Consider the following 11,883-nt stretch of genomic DNA (forward strand, 5'->3'; position numbering starts at 1 on the left):
GGCGGTCGATCCGATGAGGACAAGCGCATGCAACGAAGAACCTTCCTGGCCGGCAGCGCCGGCGCCGGCCTGCTGCTGGCGCTGCCGCGCGGGAGCCGGGCCGGCACGGCAGCGTCTGCCGGGCTCGCAAGCAGTGGCACGGCTGCCGTGGCGGCCGTACCCACGGTGACTCTGGCGGCCGATCCCGGCCTGTTCTGCCTGGACGAGGGCTGGCGTTTCCACGAGGGCGACATCCCGTTTCCGCCGATCACCGGGCAGGACGCCAGCTACGACAACGCCAAGGCCGGCAAGGCCTGGGGCGCGGCCGCCGGCGATTTCGACGACAGCCAGTGGCGGCAACTGCGGCTGCCGCACGATTTCGCCATCGAGCAACCGATCGAGGCCAGCGCCAACGTGGCGCAGGGCTATCGCCGCCGCGGCATCGCCTGGTACCGGCGCAGCCTGCGGCTGGATGAGGCGCAGCGTGGCAAGGCGCTGGAACTGCGTCTGGACGGCATTGCCAGCCGCGCCACGGTGTGGGTCAACGGCCTGCTGATGGCGCGCGGCTGGAGCGGCTACGACGGCATCGCGATCGACATCAGCGCGATCGCGCGCTATGGGCAGGATCTCAACACCATCGCGGTGCGCGTGGACGCCGAGGCGATGGACGGATGGTGGTACGAAGGCGCCGGGCTCTACCGGCATACCTGGCTGGCCGTACGCGATGCGCTGCATATCGTTGGCGACGGCGTGCATGCGGTGCCGCGCGCCGGTGAAGACGATCGCTGGACGCTGCCGGTGACGGTCACCGTCGCCAACGTCGGCGAACAGGCCGATGCGGCGCTGCTGGAGGCGACGCTGTACGACGCGCAGGGCACGGTGGTGGCGCAGGGCAGTACCGCGCTGCAGGCCGGCGCGCTGGCGCAGGTGCAGGCCCAGGTCGTGTTGCAGGTACAGCAGCCGCAGCGTTGGGACGTGGCCGCGCCGCATCTGTACCGGCTCGCGGCGGTGCTGCGCAGCGCGGGCCGCGAGCGCGACCGCCGCGAGTGCGCGATCGGCTTCCGCACGTTGCGCTTCGATGCGCAGCAGGGCTTCTTCCTCAACGAGCGTCCACTCAAGATCAAGGGCGCCTGCCTGCACCAGGACCATGCCGGGGTCGGCGTGGCGGTGCCGGACAGCCTGCTGGAGTTCCGCATCCGCCGGCTCAAGGCGCTGGGCTGCAACGCGATCCGCCTGCACCACGCGGTGGCGAGCGAACTGCTCGACGTGTGCGATCGCCTGGGCATGCTGGTGATGGCCGAGAACCGCGTGTTCAATCCGGCGCCCGACTACGCCGCGCAACTGCGCTGGCTGGTGCGCCGCGACCGCAACCGCGCGTGCGTGTTCCTGTGGTCGGTGTTCAACGAGGAGCCGATGCAGGGCACCGTCGCCGGCTACGAAATGGTGCGCCGCGCGGTGGCGCTGGTGCGCACGCTCGACGACAGCCGCCCGGTGACCGCGGCGATGAACGACGGCATGCTGACCGAACGCAACGCGTCCCATGCGGTGGACGTGGTCGGCTTCAACTACCGCCAGTTCAACTACGACCGGGTGCATGCGGCGCTGCCGCGCACGCCGCTGCTGTCCAGCGAGGACACCAGCGCCTTCCAGACCCGCGGCGCCTGGTTCACCGACATGGACGCGCACGTCATCGCCGAGGACGACTCGATGGCCGCGCCCTGGGGCAACACCCATCGCGCGTCCTGGAAGCTGATCGACGAGCGGCCCTACCTGGCCGGCGGCTTCGTCTGGACCGGCTTCGACTATCGCGGCGAGCCGACGCCATTCGAATGGCCATCGGTGTCCTCGTTCTTCGGCATCATGGACCTGTGCGGCTTCCCCAAGGGCGCCTACTGGCTGCGCCAGGCGCAATGGATCGACGAGGCGCCGGTGCTGCAGCTGTTGCCGCACTGGAACTGGCCGGGCCGCGAGGGCGCATCGATCAAGGTGATGGCGTTCTGCAACGCGCAGCAGGTGGAACTGTGGCTCAACGGCCGCTCGCAAGGGCGGCAGGCGGTGGACCGGATCGCGATGAACACCTGGCAGGTCGTGTATGCGCCCGGCGTGCTGGAAGCGGTGGCCTACCGCGACGGGCGCGAGGTCGCGCGGCAGCGGGTGCAGACGGTCGGCGCGCCGGTCGCGCTGCGGCTGAGCCCGGACCGCACGCGCATGCGCGGCGACGGCCGCGACGCGCAACCGATCACCCTGGAGGCAGTGGATGCGCAGGGCCGCCATGTGCCGTTCGCCGATGCGCAGATCGCGCTGCAGGTCGAAGGCGGGCGCCTGCTCGGCGTCGGCAACGGCGACCCGAACCGGCATGCGCCCGACAACGTGCCGCAGGTGCAGCTGTTCAACGGCCTGGCGCAGGCCATCGTCGAGGCCGGCAGCGATCGCCGCCGGCTACGCATCGTGGCAAGCGCGCCTGGCCTGCGTGCGGCGCAGGCAGATATCACGCTGGACGCGGCGACGCCGCCGCTGTCGTTGCCGCCGGCCGCCACGGCGATGGTGGTGGGCGGCTGGCGGCGCACCCTGCCGTTCGCCGCGCCGCCGGATCCGGCGCTGCCGCGTGCGGCCAACGACAACAACAGTTGGAGTTTCTGCCAACCGGGCAATCTGGAGATGCGCGCCGAGCGCGACGGCTACGTGCTGTACCGGACCGCGTTCACGCCCTGGGCCGGAATCCAGCAGCGCGGCGGCCGCTTGCGGCTCGGCCGCGCGACCGGCGCGGTGCAGGTGTATCTGGACCGGCAGCGGGTCGCCAGTGTGGCGGCGGGGCAGCCGGTGTCCCTGCGGCTGTCGCCGGCGTCTGGCGAACGGGTGCTGGCGGTGGTGATGCAGGTGAAGGCCGGAGCGCCATTCGGCTTCGACGATGTCGCGACAGTGGAGTATTGAGCCAATGAACCATGCTTTCCGCCAGATCTTCCCGCGCGGCCAGGCCGGACTGCGCCGTGTCCGGGCGATATCGCTGCGCGCGCATGCCCTGCTGGTGCTGCTGGCCTGTGCGCTACTGGCGCCGGGTGCGTCCGCGTCGCCCGCGCAGGACACGCAGGGCGGCACCGCACGCGAGGTGCTGCTGCGCACGCTCGGCCCGCGCGCCGCCGAGTTGCGCCTGCAACGGCAGCCGCGCGGCGGAGGCAACGACTGGTATCAAATCGCCGCCGAGGCCGGCACGCTGCGCGTGTCCGGGTCCTCGGAGGTGGCGCTGGCGCATGGCGCGTACAGCTATCTGCAGTCGATCGGTGCGGCGTCGGTGAGCTGGGAGGGCAGCCGCGTGGCGCTGCCGGCGGCCTACGCGGACGTCCAGGGGCCGCGTGTGGCTACGCCGTTCGCGCACCGCGCCTACCTCAACGTCTGCACCTACGGCTACACCACGCCGTGGTGGGACTGGCCGCGCTGGGAGCGCGAGATCGACTGGATGGCGCTGCACGGCATCGACATGCCGCTGGCGATGGAAGGCCAGGAGTACGTGTGGCAGGCGCTGTGGCGTGAGTTCGGCGTCGCCGATGCGGACCTGGCGCAGTACTTCTCCGGCCCGGCGTTCGCGCCATGGCAGCGCATGGGCAACATCGAAGGCTACGACGCGCCGCTGCCGCAGCAGTGGATCGAGGACAAGCACGCACTGCAGCTGCGCATCCTGCAGCGCATGCGCGCGCTGGGCATGAAACCGGTGCTGCCGGCCTTCGCCGGCTACGTGCCGAAGGCCTTCGCGCAGGCGCATCCGCAGGCGCGCATCTACCGCATGCGCGCCTGGGAGGGCTTCCACGAGACCTACTGGCTGGATCCGGCCGATCCGCTGTTCGCGCAGATCGCGCAGCGCTTCATCCAGCTCTACGACCGCACCTATGGCAAGGGCACCTACTACCTGGCCGATGCGTTCAACGAGATGTTGCCGCCGATCGCCGCCGACGGCAGCGACGCGCGCCTGGCCAGCTACGGCGACAGCACCGCCAACACCGCCAAGACCAAGCCGCCCGAGGTGCCGCCGGTGCAGCGCGACAAACGCCTGGCCGCGTACGGCCGCGCGCTGTACGCCTCGATCCACCGCGCCAACCCGGATGCGGTGTGGGTGATGCAGGGCTGGCTGTTCGGTGCCGACCGCCATTTCTGGACGCCGCAGGCGATCGCCGCGTTCCTGCGCGAGGTGCCCAACGACAAGTTGCTGGTGCTGGATATCGGCAACGATCGCTACCCCGGCACCTGGAAGCTGTCCGACGCGTTCGACGGCAAGCAGTGGATCTACGGCTACGTGCACAACTACGGCGGCAGCAATCCGGTGTACGGCGACCTGGCGTTCTACCGCGAGGACCTGCGTGCGCTGCTCGCCGACAAGGACAAGCAGCAACTGGTCGGCTTCGGCGCCTTCCCGGAAGGGCTGCACACCACCTCGGTGGTCTACGAATACATGTACGCATTGGCCTGGGGCGCGCAGCAGCGCCCGTTGCAGGATTGGCTCGACGACTACACCCGCGCCCGCTACGGGCACACCTCGCCGGCCTTGCGCGCGGCCTGGGACGACCTGCAGGCGTCGGTGCTGTCGACCCGTTACTGGACGCCGCGCTGGTGGCGCAGCCGCGCCGGCGCCTACCTGTTGTTCAAGCGGCCGACGCTGGACATCGGCGAGTTCGAAGGTGCGCCCGGCGATCCGCCGCGATTGCGCCGCGCGCTGCAGCAACTGCTGGCGCTGGCGCCGGAGTACGCCGACGCGCCGTTGTACCGCTACGACCTGGTCGATTTCGCCCGCCACTACGCCACCGGCCGCGTGGACGTGCAGTTGCAGCAGGCGGTGGCCGCCTACCGGCGCGGCGATGTCGCGGCCGGCGACGCGGCGACTGCGCGCGTGCGCGAGGCGGTGACGCAACTCGACAGCCTGGTCGGCGGCCAGCAGGACACCCTGTCGAGCTGGCTCGATGCCGCCGCTGGCTATGCGACGACCCCGCAGGACGCGGCCTACTACCGGCGCGACGCCAAGGCGCAGGTCAGCGTGTGGGGCGGCGAGGGCAATCTGGGCGATTACGCGTCCAAGGCCTGGCAGGGCATGTATGCGGACTATTACCTGCCGCGCTGGACGCTGGCGCTGCAGATGCTGAGCGAGGCGGCGGTCGCCGGCGGCAGCGTGGACGAGGCGCAACTGCAGCAACGGCTGCGCGCCTGGGAACGGGACTGGGTGGCGCGCGACACCGCCTACGTGCGGCACGCGCCGGCCGATCCGGTCGCGGCGGTGCGCACGCTGCTGCACCAGGTGGATGCGCCATGAGCGCCGCGTCCGTCCGCCTTCCCGCCGCGGCGCCGCCGCGCGAACGCTTCCTGTCGCTGGACGTGTTCCGCGGCCTGACCATCTTCCTGATGATCCTGGTCAACACGCCGGGTGCCGGCGCCGATGCGTTCGTGCAACTGCGGCATACGCCGTGGTTCGGCTTCACCGCCGCCGATCTGGTGTTCCCGTCGTTCCTGTTCGCGGTCGGCAACGCGATGAGCTTCGCGCTGGACCGCGGCCAGCCGCTCGGCGCGTTCCTGCGTCGGGTCGGCAAGCGCAGCGCGCTGATCTTCCTGCTCGGCTTCCTGATGTACTGGTTCCCGTTTGTGCACCAGGGCGCGGACGGCCACTGGAGCCTCACCGCGATCGACCAGACCCGGGTGCCGGGCGTGCTGCAGCGCATCGCGCTGTGCTACGCGCTGGCGGCACTGCTGTGCCGCTGGCTGTCGCCGCGCGGCCTGCTGGGCATGTGCGTCGCGCTGCTGCTCGGCTACTGGGGCGCGCTGTACCTGTGGGGCCAGCCGGGCGCGGAGCTGAGCAAGCTCGGCAATGCCGGCACGCGCCTGGACCTGTGGCTGCTGGATCCGGCGCAGCTGTATCGCAAGGACGGCGGGTTCGATCCGGAGGGCCTGCTCGGCACCTTGCCGGCCACGGTCAACGTCATCGCCGGCTACCTGACCGGCCTGTACGTGCGCCGGGTCGGCAAGCAGGCGCGCACGGTGCGCTGGTTGTGGCTGGCCGGCGGCGCGCTGGTCCTGCTGGCGCTGGCCTGGCAGCCGTGGTTCCCGCTGGCCAAGAAACTGTGGACCGGCTCGTTCGTGCTGCTGACCGTGGGCCTGGACCTGTGGCTGCTGGGCGCGCTGCTGTGGGCGATCGAAGTGCGCGGCTGGCAGGCCGGCAGCGGCTTCTTCACCGTGCTCGGGCGCAACCCGCTGGCGATCTACCTGTTCTCCGAACTGTTCGTGGTCTGCCTGCGGCTGGTCCCGGCCGGTGGCAGCGGCATGGACCTGTACCAGTGGCTGGGCGTGGAGGTGTTCCAGCGGCTGCTGCCCGGCCCGTGGGGCAGCCTGGCCTGCGCGTTGGCCTATACGTTGCTGTGCTGGCTGGTGGGCTGGTGGATGGATCGCAGGAGGCTGTACCTGCGGCTGTGACCCGGCGTGCACGGACCGCGAATTGGTACTATATTGGACATAACGAATTCATGCGGACTGGAGAGCGCGCCATGACCAAGCCCAAGCCGCAGGCCGATCCACGCCTGCACGCGCTGGCTGTGGACCCGGACGCGCCGACGCCGCTGTACCTGCAGCTGGCCAGCAAGCTGGTGGAGGCGATCAAGGGCGGGCAGTGGAAGCCGGGCGAGGCGCTGCCGGCCGAACGGCAACTGTGCGAATACCTGCAGGTGTCGCGGGTGACCCTGCGCCAGGCCGTGGATGCGCTGGTCGAGCAGGGTCTGGTGTCGCGTCGCCAGGGCGCCGGTACCTTCGTCACCTCGCACATCCAGCACCAGCTCAGCGGCCTGGCCAGTTTCAGCGAAACCCTGCGCATGAAGGGACTGGAGCCGGGCACGCGCTGGCTGGAGCGGCGCACGCGTCCGGCGCACGGCGAGGAGATCCTGCGCCTGGGCCTGTCGCCGGACACCGTGGTCGCGGCGCTGACCCGCCTGCGCAGCGCCGACGGCCGGGTGATGGCCTACGAGAAGGCGGTGCTGCCGCAGCACGTGGTGCCCGATCCGCACGCCATCGCCGATTCGCTCTACAGCTACCTGGACGAGCGCGGCACCCCGGTGGTGCGGGCGCTGCAGTACTTCCGCGCGATCAACCTGCCGGCGCGGCTGGCCGGCCATCTCGGCATGAAGGAAGGCGAGGCGATCCTGCACGTGGTGCGGGTCGGCTACACCCGCGACGGCAGCGCGATCGAACTGACCGACACTTATTGCCACAACGACTACTACGACTTCGTCGCCGAACTGCGACGCTGATCGCCGATCCCCGCGCCCTCCCGGAGCACGCCGCCCATGACCACCGCACGGCCCGCCAGTCCCTACGCTTCCATCGCCATCGTCGGCCTGTTGTTCTTCATCATGGGCTTCTTTACCTGGATCAACGGGCCGTTGATCCTGTTCGCCAAGGTCGCCTTCAATGTCAGCGACACGTTCGCGTTCCTCATCCCGAGCGCGTTCTACATTTCCTACTTCTGCCTGGCATTGCCTTCGTCGTTCATCCTGAAGCTGACCGGGATGAAGAAGGGTCTGGCGCTGAGCCTGCTGATCCTGGCGATCGGCGCGGCCATCTTCGGCCAGTTCACCAATGCCCGTTCCTACGTGGGCGCGGTGAGCGGCATCTTCATCATCGGCGGCGGCCTGGCCCTGCTGCAGACCGCGGTCAATCCGTACATCAGCATCCTCGGGCCGATCGACGGCGCCGCGCGCCGTATCGCGCTCATGGGCATCTGCAACAAGGTGGCGGGCGCGCTGGCCACGTATGGACTGGCGAAGGTGGTCCTGCACGGCATGGAGGATTTTTCGACCCAGATCGAACAGGTGCTGCCGGCGCAGAAGGAACTGCTGTTGCAGGAGTTCGCCGGCCGCATCCACGGCCCCTACATGGCGATCGCCGGCGTGCTTGCCGTGCTTTCCGTGGCCATCCTGTTTTCGCCTCTGCCCGAGATCAGCGCCGAGAAGGCCAACGCGTCGGCCGCCGACGAACGCAGCCGCGACAGCATCTTCGCGTTCCCGCACGTGTGGCTGGGCGCCTTGTGCATCTTCGTGTACGTCGGCGCCGAGGTGATGGCGGGCGATGCGATCGGCATCTACGGCAACAGCCTCGGCCTCTCGCTCGACTACGCGAAGTATTTCACCATCGGCACCCTGGCCTGCATGCTGGCGGGCTACCTGGTCGGCCTGGTGCTGATTCCGAAGTACATATCGCAGGAGAAGTACCTGTCCATCTCGGCATGCCTCGGCATCGTCTTTTCGCTGTGCGCGATGTTGACCGGCGGTTATGTCTCGGTGGCGTTCGTGGCGGCGCTCGGATTCGCCAACGCCATCATGTGGCCGGCCATCTTCCCGCTGGCCATCAAGGGGCTGGGAAAGTTCACCGAGAAGGGCGCGGCGCTGTTGATCATGGGCATCGTGGGCGGCGCCGCGGTGCCGCAGCTGTTCGCCCATCTGAAGGAGTCGTTCGATTTCCAGGTGGTCTTCGCCGGCTTGATGATCGCCTGCTACCTGTACATCTTGTTCTTCGCGCTGCGCGGTCACCGCGTCGGCCAGGGCGCGCGGTGAGCTGACGCGCTTTTCTCCAACCCGGCAAACTCATTCCAATGCGCAGACCCACCATCAAAGACGTCGCCGAACGGGCGCGGGTGTCGCTGAAGACCGTCTCGCGGGTCATCAACAACGAACCGTCGGTGATGCAGGCCACGCGCTCGCGCGTGCTGCATGCCATCGCCGAGCTGGACTACGAGCCGGATCCGTCGGCGCGCAACCTGCGCAGCGGCACGCCGTTCGTGATCGGGCTGGTGTACGACAACCCCAACCCGTACCACATCATCGGCGTGCAGAACGGCGTGCTCGCCGCCTGCCGCGAGACCGGCTTCGGCCTGCAGATCCATCCCTGCGATTCCACCGCGCCGATGCTCGCCGAGGAACTGGCCGAGTGGACCCAGCGCTCGCGCCTGGCCGGGCTGGTGCTGACCGCGCCGATGTCCGAGCGCGCCGACCTGGTCGCGGCGCTGGCCGCGCGCGGGATCAAGACCGTGCGCATCATCGCCGCCACCGAGGATCCGCAGGACGGCCCCTGCGTCTACGTCGACGATCGCGACGCCGCCTACGAGATCACCGAGCACCTGATCCAGCTCGGCCACCAGCGCATCGGCTTCCTGTGGGGCGGCACCTCGCATCGCTCCAGCGGCGAGCGCTACGCCGGCTACGAGGCGGCGCTGAAGGACTACGGCATCACCCTGGACAAGCATCTGGTGATCCCCGGCGACTACACCTTCGACGATGGCTTCCGCGGCGCGCGGCGCCTGCTGGCGCTGCGCGAGCCGCCGACTGCGATCTTCGGCTCCAACGACGAGATCGCCGCCGGCGTGCTGGCCGCGGCCAAGTCGGCGGGCATGAACGTGCCCTACGACCTGTCCATCGCCGGCTTCGAGGACAGCCCGTTCTCGCGCCAGTCGTGGCCGCCGCTGACCACCGCCAAGCAGGCCACCGAAGACATCGCCCGCCACGCCGCGCGGCTGCTGATCAGCCAGCTGCGCAGCGATGCCTACGAAGACCATCCGGCGCCGGTGCACAACCAGGGCTTCGTGCCGCAACTGGTGGTGCGTGGCTCGACCGCGCCCATGCAGCCGCATTCCCGCCGTTCCTCCTCCCCTGACCCCACATGACCCTGCCCATGGCGCTGCCCTCCGAAACCGACACCCTGATGTTCCGCGAAGCCGCGGAAGCCGCCGCGGTCATCGCCGCGCAGTTCGAACGCAACCACGCCACCGTGAGCGCGCTCGCCGCGTCGTTGCGCGCCACGCCGCCGCCGTTCGTGGTGACCTGCGCGCGCGGCAGTTCCGACCACGCCGCCACCTACGCCAAGTACCTGTTCGAGACCCAGCTCGGCGTGGTCACCGCCTCGGCCTCGCCGTCGGTGGGGTCGGTGTACGAAGCGCCGCTGCAGTTGCGCGGCGCGCTGTACCTGGTGATCTCGCAGTCGGGCAAGAGCCCGGACCTGCTGCGCAACGCGCAGGCGGCCAAGGACGCCGGCGCGCGCGTGGTGGCCCTGGTCAACGTCGAGGATTCGCCGCTGGCGCAGCTGGCCGACACGGTGATCCCGCTCGGCGCCGGCCCGGAGAAGAGCGTGGCCGCGACCAAGAGTTACCTGGCCTCGCTGGCGGCGATCCTGCAGCTCGGTGCGCACTGGAAGAACGACCCGGCGCTGCTGGGCGCCCTGCAGGAATTGCCGCAGGCGCTGCGTGCGGCCTGGCAGGCCGACTGGCGCTCGCTGACCGACGGCCTGGTCGAGGCGCACAACCTGTTCGTGCTCGACCGCGGCCTGGGCCTGGCGGCGGCGCAGGAAGCGGCGCTGAAGTTCAAGGAGACCTGCGGCCTGCATGCCGAGGCCTACAGCTCGGCCGAAGTGAAGCACGGGCCGATGGCCCTGGTCGGCCCGGGCTTCCCGGTGCTGGCGTTCGACCAGCCGGACGAGGCCGGCGAGGGCACCCGGCGCCTGGCCGAGGAATTCCGCGGCCGCGGCGCACAGGTATGGCTGGCCAGCGCCGGCGGCGACCTGCCGCTGGTCGCCGCGCCGCACCCGGCATGTGCGCCGCTGCTGGCGATCCAGAGCTTCTACCGTGCGATCAACGCCCTGGCGCTGCGCCGCGGCTACAACCCGGACCTGCCGCCGCATCTGAACAAAGTGACGGAGACCGTCTGATGACCACCGTGGCGCTGCGCAATGCGCGCGTGCTCGGCGAGGATGGATTCCTCGACGGCGTCAGCGTGCTGCTGGAGGGCGGGCGCATCCTCGCTCTGCTCGACGACGCCGATCCGCGCGTGGCGGCAGCGCCGGTGCAGCACGACCTGGGCGGCGGCAGCCTGCTGCCGGGCTTCATCGACCTGCAGGTCAACGGCGGCGGCGGGGTGCTGTTCAACAACCGCACCGACGTCGAGGCGCTGCGCCGCATCGGCCAGGGCCATCGCCGCTACGGCACCACCGGCTACCTGCCGACGCTGATCAGCGACGACGTGGAGGTGATGCGCGCGGCGATCGCCGCCACGCGCCAGGCCATCGCCGAAGGCGTGCCGGGCGTGCTCGGCATCCACCTGGAAGGACCCTACCTGGCGCCGGCGCGCAAGGGCACCCACAACGCCGACAAGTTCCGCGTGCCCGACGCCGACGAACTGGCCATGGTCACCTCGCTGGACAACGGCGTCACCCTGATCACCCTGGCACCGGAGCGCGTGCCGGCGGCCAGCATCCGCACCCTGGCCGCGGCCGGTGCGCGCGTGTTCGCCGGCCACACCGCCGCCAGCTACGAAGAGACCCGCGCCGGGCTGGACGCCGGCATCTGCGGCTTCACCCATCTGTACAACGCCATGACCCCGTTGCAGGGGCGCGATCCCGGCGTGGTCGGCGCCGCACTCGAAGACCGCAACGCCTGGTGTGGCGTGATCGTCGACGGCGTGCACGTGCATCCGGCCAGCCTGCGCGTGGCGCTGGCGGCTAAGCCGCGCGGCACCGTGTTCCTGGTCACCGACGCGATGCCGATGGTCGGCGCCGACAGCCCCGCGTTCGACCTGTACGGCGAAACCATCACCGCCATCGACGGCGTGGTGCGCAATGCCGCCGGCGCCCTGGCCGGCTCGGCGCTGGACATGGCCAGCGCGGTGCGCAACAGCGTGCAGTGGCTGGACGTGCCGCTGGAAGAGGCCGCGCGCATGGCCTCGCTGTACCCCGCGCAGTGCGTGGGCCTGGACCACCGCTACGGCCACATCGCACCCGGTTACCAAGCCGACCTGGTGCTGCTGGACGACGCGTTGCAGGTCCAGCATACCTGGATCGCGGGCGTGATGGAGTAGGCGGCGGTACTGCGCCGCGCTGCGATGGCGGCGACGCGGCGCT

8 protein-coding genes are annotated in these 11,883 nt (G+C 70.2%); all 8 read left to right on the forward strand.

Annotated elements, in window-relative coordinates; genetic code table 11:
* Positions 1-27 precede the first annotated feature (27 nt).
* The 8 genes from galA (at position 28) to nagA (ending at position 11,840) form a co-directional block, all read left to right on the forward strand.
* Complete coding sequence (gene galA / locus RAB71_RS05075; protein WP_041500011.1) at positions 28-2,910, forward strand: beta-galactosidase GalA; 2,883 nt, start codon at positions 28-30, stop codon at positions 2,908-2,910.
* Positions 2,911-2,914: 4 nt separating this feature from the next.
* Positions 2,915-5,272 carry an alpha-N-acetylglucosaminidase gene (locus RAB71_RS05080; RefSeq protein WP_010343149.1) on the forward strand — a complete coding sequence of 786 codons (2,358 nt, stop codon included), beginning with the start codon at positions 2,915-2,917 and terminating at the stop codon, positions 5,270-5,272.
* Complete coding sequence (locus RAB71_RS05085; RefSeq protein WP_010343150.1) at positions 5,269-6,423, forward strand: acyltransferase family protein; 1,155 nt, start codon at positions 5,269-5,271, stop codon at positions 6,421-6,423. Before RAB71_RS05080 ends, RAB71_RS05085 begins: the two co-directional genes overlap by 4 nt.
* A 71-nt stretch (positions 6,424-6,494) precedes the next feature.
* Complete coding sequence (locus RAB71_RS05090; RefSeq protein WP_010343151.1) at positions 6,495-7,250, forward strand: GntR family transcriptional regulator; 756 nt, start codon at positions 6,495-6,497, stop codon at positions 7,248-7,250.
* 36 nt (positions 7,251-7,286) lie between these two features.
* Positions 7,287-8,552: a sugar MFS transporter gene (locus RAB71_RS05095; RefSeq protein ID WP_010343152.1), complete on the forward strand. Its 1,266-nt coding sequence runs from the start codon at positions 7,287-7,289 to the stop codon at positions 8,550-8,552.
* 38 nt (positions 8,553-8,590) lie between these two features.
* Positions 8,591-9,658, forward strand: a complete 1,068-nt coding sequence (locus tag RAB71_RS05100) for a LacI family DNA-binding transcriptional regulator (RefSeq protein WP_010343153.1) — start codon at positions 8,591-8,593, stop codon at positions 9,656-9,658.
* Positions 9,659-9,666: 8 nt separating this feature from the next.
* Positions 9,667-10,695, forward strand: a complete 1,029-nt coding sequence (locus RAB71_RS05105) for an SIS domain-containing protein (RefSeq protein WP_010343154.1) — start codon at positions 9,667-9,669, stop codon at positions 10,693-10,695.
* Positions 10,695-11,840, forward strand: a complete 1,146-nt coding sequence (gene nagA / locus RAB71_RS05110; protein ID WP_010343155.1) for an N-acetylglucosamine-6-phosphate deacetylase — start codon at positions 10,695-10,697, stop codon at positions 11,838-11,840. The genes RAB71_RS05105 and nagA overlap by 1 nt, the downstream gene beginning before the upstream one ends.
* Positions 11,841-11,883: the final 43 nt, after the last annotated feature.

The sequence above is a fragment of the Xanthomonas sacchari genome (assembly GCF_040529065.1).
Lineage (GTDB): Bacteria > Pseudomonadota > Gammaproteobacteria > Xanthomonadales > Xanthomonadaceae > Xanthomonas_A > Xanthomonas_A sacchari.